The organism is Pseudomonas sp. TH37, assembly GCF_016650735.1.
Taxonomy (GTDB): domain Bacteria; phylum Pseudomonadota; class Gammaproteobacteria; order Pseudomonadales; family Pseudomonadaceae; genus Aquipseudomonas; species Aquipseudomonas farris.
Genome location: NZ_JAEKFD010000001.1, coordinates 529,348 through 545,311, shown reverse-complemented (window position 1 = coordinate 545,311; position 15,964 = coordinate 529,348). Strand labels below are relative to the sequence as shown.

Annotated in this window: 12 protein-coding genes; 7 read left to right on the top strand and 5 right to left on the bottom strand. The window is 59.7% G+C overall.

Translation table 11 applies throughout. From position 1 onward, the window contains the following. Positions 1 to 150: 150 nt before the first annotated feature. Positions 151 to 3,045 (bottom strand): ribonucleoside-diphosphate reductase subunit alpha, encoded by a 2,895-nt coding sequence (locus JFU11_RS02570; RefSeq protein WP_201059654.1) that lies wholly within the window; start codon positions 3,043 to 3,045, stop codon positions 151 to 153. Positions 3,046 to 3,781: 736 nt separating this feature from the next. Here JFU11_RS02570 and JFU11_RS02565 point away from each other — a divergent pair. Both JFU11_RS02565 and JFU11_RS02560 read left to right on the top strand, forming a co-directional pair. Continuing rightward, positions 3,782 to 4,504, top strand: a complete 723-nt coding sequence (locus JFU11_RS02565) for a response regulator (protein ID WP_123720610.1) — start codon at positions 3,782 to 3,784, stop codon at positions 4,502 to 4,504. Next, the gene (locus JFU11_RS02560; RefSeq protein ID WP_123720611.1) at positions 4,501 to 6,111 is read left to right on the top strand and encodes an ATP-binding protein; all 1,611 of its coding nucleotides are present in this window, start codon (positions 4,501 to 4,503) and stop codon (positions 6,109 to 6,111) included. Before JFU11_RS02565 ends, JFU11_RS02560 begins: the two co-directional genes overlap by 4 nt. A 251-nt stretch (positions 6,112 to 6,362) precedes the next feature. On the opposite strand, the gene JFU11_RS02555 is transcribed toward JFU11_RS02560, so the two are convergent. After that, complete coding sequence (locus tag JFU11_RS02555; RefSeq protein ID WP_201059652.1) at positions 6,363 to 7,088, bottom strand: 4'-phosphopantetheinyl transferase superfamily protein; 726 nt, start codon at positions 7,086 to 7,088, stop codon at positions 6,363 to 6,365. 197 nt (positions 7,089 to 7,285) lie between these two features. Further along, a complete protein-coding gene (locus tag JFU11_RS02550; protein WP_123720613.1) occupies positions 7,286 to 8,077 on the bottom strand; it encodes a dienelactone hydrolase family protein in 792 nt (263 codons plus the stop codon). Positions 8,078 to 8,224: 147 nt separating this feature from the next. Between JFU11_RS02550 and JFU11_RS02545 the strand changes: the two genes are divergently transcribed. The 3 genes from JFU11_RS02545 to JFU11_RS02535 all read left to right on the top strand — a co-directional run bounded on the left by JFU11_RS02545 (position 8,225) and on the right by JFU11_RS02535 (position 11,134). Beyond that, on the top strand, positions 8,225 to 8,827 hold the full coding sequence (locus tag JFU11_RS02545) for a hypothetical protein (RefSeq protein WP_123720614.1): 603 nt from the start codon (positions 8,225 to 8,227) through the stop codon (positions 8,825 to 8,827). A 286-nt stretch (positions 8,828 to 9,113) separates the two neighbouring features. Continuing rightward, positions 9,114 to 9,791 carry a response regulator transcription factor gene (locus tag JFU11_RS02540; protein WP_123720615.1) on the top strand — a complete coding sequence of 226 codons (678 nt, stop codon included), beginning with the start codon at positions 9,114 to 9,116 and terminating at the stop codon, positions 9,789 to 9,791. Further along, positions 9,788 to 11,134 carry an ATP-binding protein gene (locus JFU11_RS02535; protein ID WP_201059650.1) on the top strand — a complete coding sequence of 449 codons (1,347 nt, stop codon included), beginning with the start codon at positions 9,788 to 9,790 and terminating at the stop codon, positions 11,132 to 11,134. The genes JFU11_RS02540 and JFU11_RS02535 overlap by 4 nt, the downstream gene beginning before the upstream one ends. Before the next feature lie 135 nt (positions 11,135 to 11,269). Here the strand turns inward: JFU11_RS02535 and JFU11_RS02530 are convergent, their stop codons facing one another. Next, on the bottom strand, positions 11,270 to 12,283 hold the full coding sequence (locus JFU11_RS02530; RefSeq protein WP_201059648.1) for an AraC family transcriptional regulator: 1,014 nt from the start codon (positions 12,281 to 12,283) through the stop codon (positions 11,270 to 11,272). A gap of 340 nt (positions 12,284 to 12,623) precedes the next feature. On the opposite strand from JFU11_RS02530, the gene JFU11_RS02525 reads away from it, so the two are divergent. Further along, positions 12,624 to 13,958, top strand: a complete 1,335-nt coding sequence (locus JFU11_RS02525) for a dicarboxylate/amino acid:cation symporter (protein WP_123720618.1) — start codon at positions 12,624 to 12,626, stop codon at positions 13,956 to 13,958. Between the two features lie 145 nt (positions 13,959 to 14,103). Continuing rightward, positions 14,104 to 15,285: a CaiB/BaiF CoA-transferase family protein gene (locus JFU11_RS02520; protein ID WP_201059646.1), complete on the top strand. Its 1,182-nt coding sequence runs from the start codon at positions 14,104 to 14,106 to the stop codon at positions 15,283 to 15,285. Positions 15,286 to 15,421: 136 nt separating this feature from the next. On the opposite strand, the gene JFU11_RS02515 is transcribed toward JFU11_RS02520, so the two are convergent. Next, a complete protein-coding gene (locus JFU11_RS02515; protein WP_038979462.1) occupies positions 15,422 to 15,916 on the bottom strand; it encodes a SprT family zinc-dependent metalloprotease in 495 nt (164 codons plus the stop codon). Positions 15,917 to 15,964: the final 48 nt, after the last annotated feature.

Below are 15,964 nucleotides of genomic sequence, written 5' to 3'. Positions count from 1 at the left end.
TCCTACAGGGTTCGCATGTCAACGTAGGAGCTGTCGAGCGAAGCGAGGCTGCGATTTTTTGATCTTAAAGCAGGCAAAAGAAAACCCCCGACAAGCCAGAAGCTCATCGGGGGTTTCGAGTAAGCGCCTTTCAGCGCTCACCAGCTCAGCTTATTGGCAAGCTTCGCAATCCGGCTCGTCGATGGCGCAAGCCTTCGGCACTGGAGCAGGGCCGGCAGGAGCTGCCAGGACCGAGTCGTCACCGTGGTTGCCGCCGCTGGAAACAGCGTTCAGCTTACCGGTGTTGATGGTCGACTTCTCGGTGCTGGTCGCGGCCAGGGCACGGAGGTAGTAAGTGGTTTTCAGACCACGGTACCAGGCCATGCGGTAGGTCACGTCCAGCTTCTTGCCCGAAGCGCCGGCGATGTACAGGTTCAGCGATTGAGCCTGGTCGATCCACTTCTGACGACGGCTGGCCGCGTCAACGATCCACTTGGTGTCCACTTCGAACGCAGTTGCGTAGAGCTCTTTGAGTTCTTGCGGGATGCGCTCGATCTGCTGTACCGAACCGTCGTAGTACTTCAGGTCGTTGATCATGACCGAGTCCCACAGACCGCGAGCCTTGAGGTCGCGAACCAGGTACGGGTTGATCACGGTGAATTCGCCCGACAGGTTCGATTTCACGTAGAGGTTCTGATAAGTCGGTTCGATCGACTGCGATACGCCAGTGATGTTGGCGATGGTCGCGGTCGGTGCGATGGCCATGATGTTGGAGTTACGAATGCCTTTCTGCACACGGGCACGAACCGGTGCCCAGTCCAGGGATTCGTTCAGGTCAACGTCGATGTACTTCTGGCCACGCTGCTCGATCAGGATCTGTTGCGAATCCAGCGGCAGGATGCCTTTGGACCACAGCGAACCCTGGAACGTCTCGTAAGCGCCGCGCTCGTCGGCCAGGTCGCAGGAAGCCTGGATCGCGTAGTAGCTGACCGCTTCCATCGACTTGTCGGCGAACTCGACGGCAGCGTCGGAACCGTAAGGGATGTGCTGCAGGTACAAAGCATCCTGGAAGCCCATGATGCCCAGACCGACCGGACGGTGCTTGAAGTTGGAGTTCTTCGCTTGTGGCACCGAGTAGTAGTTGATGTCGATAACGTTATCGAGCATGCGAACGGCGGTGTTCACAGTGCGTTCCAGCTTGGCGGTGTCCAGCTTGCCGTTGGTGATGTGGTTCGGCAGGTTGATCGAACCCAGGTTGCAAACGGCGATCTCGTCCTTGTTGGTGTTCAAGGTGATCTCGGTGCACAGGTTCGAGCTGTGAACCACACCCACGTGCTGCTGGGGGCTGCGCAGATTGCACGGGTCTTTGAAGGTCAGCCATGGGTGGCCGGTTTCAAACAGCATGGACAGCATTTTGCGCCACAGGTCTTTGGCCTGAATGGTCTTGAACAGCTTGATCTTGCCTGGGTACTGGGACAGGGCTTCGTAGTACTCGTAACGCTCTTCGAAAGCCTTGCCGGTCAGGTCGTGCAGATCCGGAACTTCGGATGGCGAGAACAGGGTCCACGGGCCGTCATCGAAGACACGCTTCATGAACAGGTCAGGGATCCAGTTGGCGGTGTTCATGTCGTGGGTACGACGACGGTCATCACCAGTGTTCTTGCGGAGTTCGATGAACTCCTCGATGTCCATGTGCCAGGTTTCCAGGTAAGCACAGACGGCGCCTTTGCGCTTGCCACCCTGGTTAACGGCGACGGCGGTGTCGTTCACTACTTTCAGGAACGGTACAACGCCCTGGGATTTGCCGTTGGTGCCCTTGATGTACGAACCCAGCGCACGAACCGGCGTCCAGTCGTTGCCCAGGCCGCCAGCGAATTTCGACAACATGGCGTTGTCGTGGATCGCGTGGTAGATGCCCGACAGGTCATCCGGCACGGTGGTCAGGTAGCAGCTCGACAGCTGTGGACGCAGGGTACCGGCGTTGAACAAGGTCGGGGTCGAGGACATGTAGTCGAAGGACGACAACAGGTTGTAGAACTCGATCGCACGGTCTTCTTTGTTCTTCTCTTCGATTGCCAGGCCCATGGCCACGCGCATGAAGAAAATCTGCGGCAGTTCGAAGCGGATACCGTCCTTGTGGATGAAGTAACGGTCGTACAGGGTTTGCAGGCCCAGGTACGTGAACTGCTGATCGCGCTCGTGGTTGATCGCCTTGCCGAGTTTTTCCAGGTCGAAAGTGGCCAGAACCGGGTTCAGCAATTCGAATTCGATACCTTTGGCGATGTATGCAGGCAGCGCCTTGGCGTACAGGTCGACCATTTCGTGGTGAGTCGCGCTCTCGGCGACGCCCAGGAAGTTCAGGCCTTCGGCACGCAGGGTGTCCATCAGCAGGCGGGCGGTCACGAACGAGTAGTTCGGCTCACGCTCGACCAGCGTACGGGCGGTCATCACCAGAGCGGTGTTAACGTCGGTCAGGGCCACGCCGTCGTACAGGTTCTTCAGGGTTTCGCGCTGGATCAGGTCGCCGTCGACTTCTTCCAGGCCTTCGCACGCTTCAGTGACGATGGTGTTCAGACGACCCATGTCCAGAGGTGCAAGGCTGCCATCGGCGCGGGTGATGCGGATCGATGGGTGAGCCTGTACTGCGTCTTCGGCAGGGGTGCGTACAGCGCGTTCCTTGGAGCGGGCGTCGCGGTAGATCACGTAGTCGCGCGCAACTTTCTGCTCGCCAGCACGCATCAGGGCCAGTTCGACCTGGTCCTGGATTTCTTCGATGTGGATGGTGCCGCCCGATGGCATGCGACGCTTGAAGGTAGCGGTGACCTGTTCGGTCAGGCGGGCAACGGTGTCGTGGATGCGCGACGAAGCGGCAGCGGTGCCGCCTTCAACTGCAAGAAACGCTTTGGTGATGGCGACGGTGATTTTGTCATCGGTGTAAGGAACGACAGTCCCGTTACGCTTGATCACGCGCAGTTGGCCAGGCGCGGTGGCGGACAGATCCGAATTCGAATCGGCGGCCTGCGGCAAGGTGCCCTGCGGGTTCTCGCGAGTTGTGTCGGTTTGCATGGGGGGTTGTCTCCACATTCTCTATGTTTGTTTGGGCACCATCACGGTGCCCACCGTTCTGTCCTGAAGCACTACAACCGACGTGGCGTCGGGCATAACAACTTCGGGACAGTAGGAAAAAGGCTAATGATGCCGCTTCCTTGCCGAAGTCTTTGGCCGCGAGCCTGGGCTCGAAGCCGGATTCCTTTCTGGGGTGCCAGTTTTGACTGCAACACCCGTACCGTTCTGGCTGTTCTGGCCTGAAAAAACGGTGCCATCCGCACATGCGGTTTGGGCTTGTAAAATCGTGCTTGGTTCAACCATAAACAGGCAATAAAGCGCTTGAGTTTCTGGTCTGAAATGTGGTTGGGCTTTTAAGCTAAAACCCTACATGTAGGGTTTTTTTAGCGCCGAGGTACAAGATAATGCGTTTTGGAGGGTGTTGCAACGTACTACCTGTGGATAAACCTGTGCGTAAATTGTGTGTGAAAGGTGGAACAAGCGTGTAGGCCGCGAGCTAGCTGGAGCGGACTGTTTTTCACTGATTTTCAGCGATTGAAAACAGTCATTCGGATTTTTAAGGGCGCGAACCCTATCACAAAAAACCGTCGTGTCCGAACGCATTTACCCGCTTGTGTTCCAGACGTGCGCCGTTTATACAATCGGCCAATGCAGATGCATTCTTATCCTCCCCAATCATTACAAAAAGATGGGCGGATCCGTCCCTTTAAAGTGATGTTGGCAAGCAGAGGTCACCGTGGAGCAAGAAGTCTGGCAGGTATTGATTGTCGAGGACGACCAACGTCTGGCCGAACTGACCCGCGACTACCTCGAAGCCAATGGCCTGCGCGTATCGATCGAGGGCAACGGCACCCTTGCGGCGGCACGCATCATCAAGGAGAAACCGGATCTGGTAATCCTCGACCTGATGCTCCCCGGCGAAGATGGCCTGAGCATTTGCCGCAAGGTTCGCGACAAGTATGACGGCCCGATCCTGATGCTCACCGCGCGCACCGATGACACCGATCAAATCCTCGGCCTCGACCTCGGCGCGGATGACTACGTCTGCAAGCCCGTTCGCCCACGCCTGCTGCTGGCGCGCATCCAGGCCCTGTTGCGGCGCAGTGAACCCCCTGAAACCGCTCCGGAAAAACAACGGCGTCTGCAGTTCGGCCCGTTGGTGGTCGACAACGCGTTGCGCGAGGCTTGGCTGCATGACAAAGGCATCGAGTTGACCAGTGCCGAGTTCGATTTGCTCTGGCTGCTGGTGGCCAACGCCGGGCGTATTCTGTCCCGCGAAGAAATATTCACCGCGCTGCGCGGTATCGGTTATGACGGCCAGGACCGTTCCATCGACGTGCGCATTTCACGCATCCGCCCGAAGATCGGCGATGACCCGGAGCATCCGCGACTGATCAAAACCATCCGCAGCAAAGGCTATCTGTTCGTTCCCGAAGCCTGCGCAGACTTGTCGCTGTGAACTCGATCTTCCTGCGCATTTATGGCGGCATGTGCGCGGCGCTGATTCTGGTGGCTGTGCTCGGCGTGCTGGCCTTGCACCTGCTTAACCAAGTGCGCAGCGAGCAATACCGCGAGCGCCTGGCCCACGGCACGTTCTCGCTGATGGCCGATAACCTGCAACCAATGAACGAAACCGAGCGCCATCGGGCCTTGCTGGTGTGGGAGCGCTTGCTCGGCATTCCGTTGGCGCTGAAGACATTTCCCCAGACCGATCTCGACCTGACCCAGCGCACCCGCGTGCTGCGCGGCCAGGCCTTGGTGGAGCAGACCGGCCCGCACGCGGCAAAGGTTTACCGCTTGGTCAGCGACAAGGAACAACTGGTGCTCACCGGGGAAGTCCAGCAGATCAGCGAGCAACTGGCGCGAGCGACCATTTATCTGCTGGCCGATGAACTGGTGCGCTACCCGGTGGCCGAGCAGCCCAAGCGTCTGGCGCAGTTAAAGGAAGAGAAGGGTTTCGGCTTTGATCTGCAGCTGGTCACGATCGATCAGGCCGACATGGACGAAGACCAGAGTCGCCGCATATCCGAAGGCGACACGGTGATGGCGCTGGGCAAGGGTGGCGATTCGATCCGGGTGTTTGCCGGCATGGTCGGTACACCGTGGGTGCTGGAAATCGGACCGCTGTATCAGATGAATCCTTACCCGCCCGAGTGGCTGGTGCTGATCGCGGCCCTAGGCTTGAGCCTGATCGGTTTGATTGTCTATCTGTTGGTGCGCCAGCTGGAGCGCCGTTTGCGCGGGCTGGAAGCCGCCGCCACGCGCATCGCCAAGGGCAGCCTGGAAACCCGCGTACCGGCACGCGGCGCAGACTCTGTGGGGCGTCTGGCCTCGGCGTTCAACGGCATGGCCGAGCACTTGCAGCAATTGTTGGCGATTCAGCGAGAACTGGTGCGTGCCGTGTCCCATGAACTGCGCACGCCGGTCGCGCGTTTGCGTTTTGGCCTGGAGATGATCGGCTCGGCCACCACGCCTGAGGCGCTGGAAAAATACCGCGAAGGGATGGACCACGACATCGAGGACCTCGATCGGCTGGTCGACGAGATGCTCACCTATGCGCGGCTGGAGCAAGGTTCGCCGGCGCTGAACTTTCAGCGAATCGATCTGGATGCGTTGGTCAATCAGGTGATCGAAGAACTGGCGCCACTGCGGGCCGAGGTCACGGTGCAGCGCGGCTTGTGCCTGTCAGCCGCCGATTGCGACGACGCCTGGGTCGAGGCCGAGCCGCGCTACTTGCACCGGGCGTTGCAGAACCTGGTGAGCAACGCCATGCGTCACGCCCATTCACGGGTGACCGTCAGTTATCAGGTGGGGCAGCAGCGCTGTCGGGTGGATGTCGAGGATGACGGGCCGGGCGTGCCGGAAACCGCGTGGGAGAAAATCTTCACCCCGTTCCTGCGCCTCGATGACAGCCGCACCCGCGCCTCGGGCGGGCATGGGTTGGGGTTATCGATTGTGCGACGGATCATCCATTGGCATGACGGGCGAGCGTTGATCGGCAAGAGCAAAAGCCTGGGTGGGGCCTGTTTCAGTTTGAGCTGGCCGAGGAATCAGGAGCGGCGTTGAGATTGTTGGTGTCCTTTGGGCCCTATCGCGGGCAAGCCCGCTCCCACAGGGTCCGTGTCGTACACAAAATCTGTGAACACCACTGAAACTGTGGGAGCGGGCTTGCCCGCGATGAGGCCATCCCAAACACTGAAAGCCTTCAAGCCTTGATACTCCCACAGTGTTCGTGTCGTACACGAGATCTGTGGACACCACTGAACCTGTGGGAGCGGGCTTGCCCGCGATGAGGCCATTCCAAACGCTGAAAATTTTCAGGCTCTGATACTGACCAGACTCAACAACTGCCCATCAATCACTGCAAACTGCGCATCCAGCTCAGTGCCGCTACGCCATTCACTGGACAGGTCAGTCAGCAACCGCAACCGCACTTCGCCCCCCGCGCTCCACTCCAGCACTTCGGCGTGTTCGAAATAGAAGCGCTTCTGCACGATCGGGTAGAGCGCCTTGAACAGGCTTTCCTTCACTGAAAACGTCAATGTCACCAGCATTGCCAGTTGATCCTCAGCCCCGGCAGCCATGCGCTGCATTTCAGGCCCGGTGAGAATTTCCCCGGCCAGGCGTTCGGCGCGCTCCGCATCGAGCAGGTTTTCCAGGTCCATCCCCAGACCGCGCCAGTGCGCCTTGTTCGCGACAATCGCCGCGGCACGGCCGGTGCTGTGGGTGATCGAGCCGGTGATATGCGCCGGCCACACCGGTGCGCGGTCTTCGCCGATGGCGGGAATGAAACTCAGCCCTTCCAGTTGTTGCAACGCCGCCCGAGCGCAGACTCGCCCGGCGAGAAACTCGGCTTGGCGCTTGGCCACTGACCGCTGGATGCTCGCAGGCGGCTCGATGGCGCTGCGCTGGAAATCATCGCTGGCCAGTTGCCTGGTATCGAAGTGGGTACCCAACAAGACCGTATCGGGCAGCACAAACGGCAGCGGCCAATGGGCGTCGAGTGGGGTGCAGCAGACGGGTAGGGCGGGGACGGGATTCATGACGGGCATTTTGCCGTCTAGCGCGATGGCTGGGTAGTGGCAGCAGGGCTTTTGTGGCGAGGGGGCTTGCCCCCGTTCGGCTGCGAAGCAGTCGTGAATCGGCGAACGCGGTTTATCTGTCGAAACGCGATTGCAGATTTCGGGGCTGCTTCGCAACCCAACGGGGGCAAGCCCCCTCGCCACAGTGGTCTACGTGATCAGCTAAATATCTTCTTGAAAAACGCCTGCATGTCCGCCCAAGACTTTTCATCCGCGGTCTTGCTGTAACCAATGTCCGGCCCGCCGTGGTCGCCATGGCTCAGACGATCCGCCTCGGGATTGCTGAACCCATGCTTGGCGCCTTCGAGGGTGACGAACTTGTAGTCGGCTTTGGCCTTGTCCATTTCCGCTTTAAATGCCATCACGTTTTCCGCCGTGACCATGCTGTCCAGCGCGCCATGCTCCACCAGGACTTTCGCCTTCACACTGCCAGGCGTCGCCGGGGTATTGGTCACCAGCGCACCATGGAAACTCACCACGCCTGCCAGCGGCACGCCTTGACGCGCCGCATCCAGCACCACCTTGCCGCCGAAGCAATAACCAATGGCCGCCAGTTTGTCCGGATCGGTCTGAGGCTGTTTCTTCAGCAAATCGAGCCCGGCCTGAAACCGCGCGCTGGCTGCTGCGCTGTCCTTCAATGCTGCTTGCATGAAAGCCATGGCGTCCTTGGCGTGTTCGGTGTTCTTGCCGTCGCCAAACATGTCGATCGCCAGCGCGCTGTAACCCAGACCGGCCAGATCACGGGCGCGGCGCTTGGCGTAGTCGTTGAGGCCCCACCACTCATGCACCACCACCACGCCCGGGCGCGGGCCTTTGATGGCGTCGTCGTAGGCGTAATAGCCGATCAGCTTCGTACCGTCGGCACTTTGATAGGGGATTTCCTGGGTCTGGATGGCAGCCTGGCTGACCCCACTCAGAGCCAGTAATACGAGGGCGAGGAACATACGCATGATCAAACCTCCTTATTAAGAGTTGTCAGAACAGCGTAGTCGATGTGATTCAGCTCAGGTTCAGAGTGCGTTCAGGGGCAGTACAGGGAGGGGGCAGTAACCTTGCCCCGTACCCAAAAAGCACATAGCGCATGAGGAAACTCCCCAATGACTACTTTTAAAAAACTGTTTCTGGCTTTCACCATGATGGGCGCCAGTATTGCGGCCCACGCCGATACCACCAATTTCGCCGGCCTGACCTTTGGCCAGACCAGCGACAAGGTTAAAAAATCCAGCGCCCTGAACGACAACCTTAACCACCCGAACGCCGACGGTGTGATCGGCAAGGACAACACCTGGGGCGTGCGTCTGGGCCAGCAAGACAGCAAGGGCCGCTACTACGCCACTTATGACAATGTGTCGGGCTCGCACAATGGCATTAAACTGCGTCAGGAAAACCTGCTGGGCAGCTACGATTTGTTTTACCCGGTGGGTGGCAGCACCAAATTGTTCGGCGGTGCCACCGCCGGCTTGACCAAACTGACCCAGGATTCGCCAGGCTTCAGCCGCGACAGCGACATCGGTTACGCCATTGGCGGCCAGGTCGGTGTATTGCAGCAAGTTTCGCAAAACACCTCGGTCGAGCTGGGTTACCGTTACCTGCGCAGCAACGCCAGCACCGAGGTGAGCGAGCGCGGCGGCAGCAAACAGGGTTCGCTGGACTTGACCAGCAGCGCCCAGACCTACCTGTCCGCCAACTACGCTTTCTAAGAAGCGTTTCGCAAGGGTATGCGCCGAGGTCCGTCTGTTAAACGCAATCCCTGTGGGAGCGGGCTTGCCCGCGATGACGGCAGCACATCCACCATTGATGTGTCAGACCGATCGCTATCGCGGGCAAGCCCGCTCCCACAGGTTCCGCGGCTGAACTGACTGGCATCAGTGCACACGCCGGATCAACCCAAGCGGTTGATTCGGCGTCGCCATGTTAGCCATCGAGGTGCGCATGCCTTTGTATGTGTTGCGCCTTTGGAGATGTTGATTTGCCCAGGAGAGCGTTATGAAATTGCTGGTCGTCGAAGATGAAGCGCTGTTGCGCCATCACCTGCAAACCCGCCTGACGGATAGCGGCCACGTGGTCGAGTCCGTGGCCAATGCCGAGGAGGCGCTGTACCAGGCCGGGCAGTTCAACCATGACCTGGCGGTGATCGACCTCGGTCTGCCGGGCATGGGTGGGCTCGACCTGATTCGTCAGTTGCGTTCCCAGGGCAAGACCTTTCCGATCCTGATCCTCACCGCGCGCGGCAACTGGCAGGACAAGGTCGAAGGCCTCGCCGCCGGTGCCGACGACTACGTGGTCAAGCCGTTCCAGTTCGAAGAGCTGGACGCCCGCCTGAATGCCTTGCTGCGCCGCTCCAGCGGTTTCACCCAGTCGACCATCGTCGCCGGTCCCTTGTTGCTGGACCTCAACCGCAAACAGGCATCCCTCGATGAACAACCGCTGGCGTTGACCGCCTACGAATACCGGATCCTCGAGTACCTGATGCGCCATCACCAGCAAGTGGTGGCCAAGGACCGCTTGATGGAGCAGCTCTACCCGGATGACGACGAGCGTGATCCGAATGTGATCGAGGTATTGGTCGGCCGCTTGCGCCGCAAACTCGAAGGCCCATCCGGCTTCAAGCCGATCGATACCGTGCGTGGCCTCGGCTACCTGTTTAACGAGCGCTGCACTTGATTCGTTCCCTTCGTGTCCGATTGATGCTCGCCGCCACGATCCTTGCGGTGTTGTTCATGCTGGCGTTGCTGCCGGCGATGCAGGGCGCGTTCAGCCTGGCGTTGCAGGATTCCATCGAGCAGCGCCTGGCGTCGGACGTCACCACGCTGATCTCCGCCGCGCGGGTGGATAACAACCGCTTGCAGATGCCGACGCAGCTACCCGATGAGCGTTTCAACCTCACCGACAGCCGTTTGCTCGGCTACATCTATGACCGCGAAGGTCATCTGGTCTGGCGCTCGAAAGCCACCCAGGAAGAGAAGATCAACTACAAGCCGCGTTACGATGGGCGCGGCAACGAGTTCGCGAGAATCCGCGAAGCCAATGGTGAAGAGTTCTTCGTCTATGACGTCGAGGTCAAGCTGCTGGGCGGCCAAAGCGCGGCGTTCAGCATCGTCGCCCTGCAACCGGTGCGCGAATACGAAATCACCCTCGAAGGCCTGCGGGAAAACCTTTATCTGGGCTTCGGCGCAGCCTTGTTGGTGTTGCTCGCTTTGCTGTGGATCGGCCTGACCTGGGGCTTGCAGGCGTTGCGTCGGCTGAGCCAGGAGCTGGACCAGATCGAAAGCGGCACTCTGGAAAGCCTCAGCGAACGACACCCGCGTGAATTGCTGCGCCTGACCGGCTCGCTCAACCGCTTGTTGCACAGCGAACGCGAACAGCGCAGCCGTTATCGCGATTCCCTCGACGACCTGGCTCACAGCCTGAAAACCCCGCTGACGGTGTTGCAAGGGGTCAGCGAAGACATGGCGCAAAAGCCGCAAGAGCGCGAGCAGGCCTGGGTGCTGCAAACCCAGATCGAACGCATGAGCCAGCAGATCGGCTATCAGCTGCAACGCGCGAGCCTGCGCAAAAGCGGTCTGGTGCGCCATCAGGTGCGCCTGCGCCCGGTACTGAAAAGCCTCTGCGACACGCTGGACAAGGTCTATCGCGACAAACGCGTGCGGGTCACTTTCGATCTGCCGGAGCAGTGCTACGTGCCGATCGAACAAGGTGCCTTGCTGGAAATGATGGGCAACCTGCTGGAAAACGCCTATCGCCTGTGCCTGAGCGAAGTGCGCATCAGCGTGCGCGAAACCCTCAGTGGCATTGAACTCTGCGTCGAAGATGACGGGCCGGGCGTGCCACCGGATCAGCGTGCGAGGATTCTGCAGCGTGGCGAGCGGCTGGATCGCCAGCATCCGGGGCAGGGGATCGGGTTGGCGGTGGTCAAGGACATCATCGAAAGCTACAGCGCCAAGCTGACACTGGGTGATTCGCCAATGGGCGGGGCGGCGTTCCGGATTCATTTTCCGGTGGTTTGATGGTGTTTTTTCGGGCCTCATCGCGGGCAAGCCCGCTCCCACAGTGATCGGTGTCGTTCACAAATCTTTCAGTCAAAGCAGATACCTGTGGGAGCGGGCTTGCCCGCGATGGGGCCAGCCAATTCAACGCAAAAATCAGTTCTCTTGCGCGCGGTAAGCACCAGGCGTCAACCCCGTCCATTTCTTGAACGCCCGATGAAACGCCGACGGCTCGGAAAACCCCAGCTGCTCGGCAATCTGTTGCAACGACAGATCCGCACGCCCCAGGTGATAAATCGCAATGTCCCGGCGCAACTGATCCTTCAACTCCTGAAAACTCGTGCCTTCTTCGCGCAAATGCCGGCGCAAGGTTTGCGGGCTGATGTGCAGGTGCGCGGCCACCGCTTCCAGGTCTGGCCAGCGCGCACTGTCGCGGCTGAGCAATCGCCGCAACTGGCTGCTCAGGCTGTCGCCTTCGTCGGGGCGCGAGAGCAGGTCGGCGGGGGAGCGCTCGAGAAAGTGCTTGAGGGTTCGTTCGTCCTGCAACAGCGGCATGTTCAGGTAGCGACTGTGAAATAACAGACTGCTTTGCGCCGTCGTGCTCTTTACGGTGGAAAAGCTCAGCGGGCAGGAAAACAGCAAGTCGTATTCGGCCCCGTGTTCGGGCCTCGGGTAGCTGAACGTGGCCTGCTCCAGACGAATGCGCTGGCCGATCAGCCAACTGCCGAACCGATGCCAGATCACCAACAGGCTTTCGCTGAGGAAATGGTCCGGGTCCCACAGCGGCGAATCGTCGAGGCTCAGGCGAACCATGTCGCCTTCGCGGCTCAGCGTCAGACGCGGCGCCCCGGGGAACAGGCTGTAAAACAATAAACCGCGATTGAGCGCTTTCTCCAGCGTGCGGCAGTGGATCACCGCGTGGCACATCATCGCGAAGCTGCCGGGTTTGTTCGGCGCTTGCCCGAAACCCAGGTATTCGTCGTCCAGGGCCAACCACAACTCCTGGATCAATCGGGCGAACTGCTCGGGCGCGATTCGGGCGCGCGGCTCCTCGAGCAACTCGGGGCTGATCCCCAGTTGCTGCAACAGACTTGAATAGTCGTAGCCACGCCGACGCGCGCCACCGAGGGCGGCGCGGGCGAAATGGCTGGCGATGGTGCGTTCGCGCATAGAGGGCAGGTCCGTCCACTGAGCAATGGATGGTAGCGGTGCCCGTCGAGAATGAACAAGGCGGATATCCGCCAAATTGCAGGACGAGGTTTGGCTGGTGGGCGGAAATCCGCCACATCGTTGTAGCGGGTTAGTGACCAAAAAAAACCTGTAACCCTTGATGTCACAAGGCTGGCAGGGTTTTTTCCGAAGGTGGCACGGGGCTTGCGATACAAGCCACAGAGGTCTGCCAGCGCGCAGCTCGACAAAACAAATCCCTCCAGTGCAGGAGGGTTCGCAAATGAGGTGTCAGGGACAACAGACGGATGTTGTTACTGAGGCACTCTTGAGGAACTTTGCAATGACGACTCGTCAGCCACTGTATAAATCCCTGTACTTCCAGGTGATCGTTGCCATCGCTATCGGCATCCTGCTCGGTCACTTCTACCCGCAGACCGGTGTAGCCCTCAAGCCGCTGGGTGACGGGTTCATCAAACTGATCAAAATGGTCATCGCACCGATCATCTTCTGTACCGTCGTCAGTGGTATCGCCGGCATGCAGAACATGAAATCGGTCGGCAAGACCGGCGGCTATGCGCTGCTGTACTTCGAAATCGTCTCCACCATTGCCTTGCTGATCGGTCTGGTCGTGGTCAACGTCGTGCAACCGGGCGCCGGCATGCACATCGACGTGTCGACCCTGGACACCAGCAAAATCGCTGGTTTCATCTCGGCCGGTAAAGACCAGAGCATCATTGCTTTTGTCCTCAACGTGATCCCTAACACCATCGTCGGCGCCTTCGCCAACGGCGACATCCTGCAAGTGCTGATGTTCTCGGTGATCTTCGGTTTCGCCCTGCATCGCCTGGGTGCCTACGGCAAACCGGTGCTGGACTTCATTGATCGCTTTGCCCACGTGATGTTCAACATCATCAACATGATCATGAAGCTCGCTCCAGTCGGCGCGTTCGGTGCGATGGCCTTCACCATCGGTGCCTACGGTGTCGGTTCGCTGGTGCAACTCGGTCAGCTGATGATTTGCTTCTACATCACCTGCATCCTGTTCGTGGTCCTGGTACTGGGCGCGATCTGCCGCGCACACGGTTTCAGCGTCATCAAACTGATTCGCTACATCCGTGAAGAACTGCTGATCGTGCTGGGCACTTCCTCTTCGGAATCCGCGCTGCCACGCATGCTGATCAAGATGGAACGCCTGGGTGCGCAGAAATCGGTTGTGGGTCTGGTGATCCCGACTGGCTACTCGTTCAACCTCGACGGTACTTCGATCTACCTGACCATGGCGGCTGTATTCATCGCTCAGGCGACTGATACGCCGATGGACCTCACTCACCAGATCACTTTGCTGCTGGTGCTGCTGTTGTCCTCCAAAGGTGCGGCGGGTGTGACCGGTAGTGGTTTCATCGTGCTGGCAGCCACCCTGTCGGCCGTGGGTACTCTGCCGGTGGCCGGCCTGGCGCTGATCCTCGGTATCGACCGCTTCATGTCCGAAGCCCGTGCGCTGACCAACCTTGTTGGTAACGCCGTAGCCACCATCGTGGTTGCCAAGTGGGTGAAAGAGCTGGACGAAGACAAGCTGCAAGTCGAGCTGGCTTCCGGCGGTCGCGGTATCTCCGATACTCGCGAGGAAGATGACCTGGGTGTGGCTGAAGGCCCAACCCCGGCCAGCGTCAAGTAAGTACTCTGGCTGCATGAAAAACCCGCTTCGGCGGGTTTTTTCATGCCTGCGATTTGAGCGCAACGGTCACCGCCACTGACACATAAGGTGATTGCTGCAATGTCCTCGGCTGCCTAGGCTTGGGGGATCGTACTGGAGAACACTTATGCTCGGTCCACTGGCATCACTCAAGGTTCTGGATTTCTCGACACTGCTGCCGGGGCCGTTCGCCTCGTTGCTGCTGGCAGACATGGGCGCCGAGGTGCTGCGCATCGAATCGCCGACCCGCATGGACCTCCTGCGAGTATTGCCGCCGCACGATCAAGGCGTCTCGGCCAGCCACGCGTACCTCAATCGCAACAAGCGCAGCCTGGCGCTGGACCTCAAGCAGCCCGAGGCGCTGGAGGTGATCAAGCAATTGCTGCAGGACCACGACATCGTGCTGGAGCAGTTTCGTCCTGGCGTGATGGACCGGCTCGGTTTGGGGTATGAAGACTTGAAGGCGATCAACCCGAAGCTGATTTATGTGTCGATCACCGGCTATGGCCAGACCGGCCCCTACAAGGATCGCGCCGGGCACGATATCAACTACCTGGCGCTGGCGGGGCTTTCGAGCTACACCGGTCGTGCCGACAGCGGGCCGGTGCCGTTGGGCATGCAGGTGGCGGATGTCGCCGGTGGCTCGCTGCACGGGGTGATCGGCCTGCTGGCAGCGGTGATCGCGCGGCAGCAGACCGGGCAAGGGCAGCATCTGGATGTGAGCATGACCGACTGCGCCTTCAGCCTGAATGCCATGGCCGGTGCCGGGTACCTGGCCTGTGGCGTGGAGCCGGGCAGGGAAGAGCAGATGCTCAATGGTGGCAGCTTCTACGATTACTACCGTTCGCGTGATGGACGCTGGTTGTCGGTGGGTAGTCTGGAGCCGGTGTTCATGAAGCAGCTGTGTACGGCGCTGGGGGTGGAGGAACTGGCGCTCCAGGGCTTGTCATCCATACCCGCCCGGCAACAGGTACTCAAGGAGGCGTTGAAAGTTGAATTCGAAAAATACGATTTTGACGAGTTGTGCGCGCTGTTTGCCGAACTCGACGCGTGTGTCGAGCCGGTGTTGAGCCTGGGTGAAGCGGTGCGGCATCCGCAGTTGAAGGCGCGGGAATTGGTGGTTGAGGTGCCGAGGGGCGATGGTTCGACTCAGGCGCAGATGGCTTGCCCGTTGAAGTTTTCGGACGGGTTGCCTGAGCCGCGGCATATCGGGGCGGGGCTGGGTGAGCATACGGATCAGGTGTTGGAGGAGTTGGGGTTTAGTGTTGAGCGGATCGAGGAATTGCGGCGCATCAAGGTGATTTTGTAGCGTCGGTCCCGGCCCCATCGCGGGCAAGCCCGCTCCCACAGGGATCAGTTTTGATTACAAAATTTGTGAACGAATCCGACCACTGTGGGAGCGGGCTTGCCCGCGATGAGGCCGGCCGAACCACCACAAATCTGACTTATTCGACCCGCATCTCCCCACTAAACACCAATGTATTTCTGCACCGCCGGCACAAATACCGCCGCCCCTGTCTCACCAAACCATGACGCTGGGCCGAAAACGGGAAGTCGCTGTCGGCGCACGGGCATTTGTAGATGTAGCGGGTCATGCTGCGGCGTTTGACGTCGTAGGTGTGGCAGCGGTTGGGCGGCAGTTCGTAAACACCGCGCATGATCAGTTGCCACTCTTCGCCGTGAGGCTGAATGCGGTCGCCGAACAATTGATGGGCGATCAGGTGCGCGACTTCATGCGCCACGGTCTGCTTGAGGAAGTCTTCGGTGTTTTCCCGGTACAGCTGCGGATTGAAGCGCAGCAGGTTCTCGTGCAAATGCGCGACACCGGCTTTTTGCCCGCGCAGCTTGAGGCTCACCACGGGGCGTTTGAAAGGTCGTTTGAAAAAGGATTCGGCTTGTTGGAAACAGTCTTCGACGCGGGTATTGAGTTGCTCGGGCATGCTTGATGGATCTCCAGAGACGTCGAGTATGCCGCAACCCTCGGGACT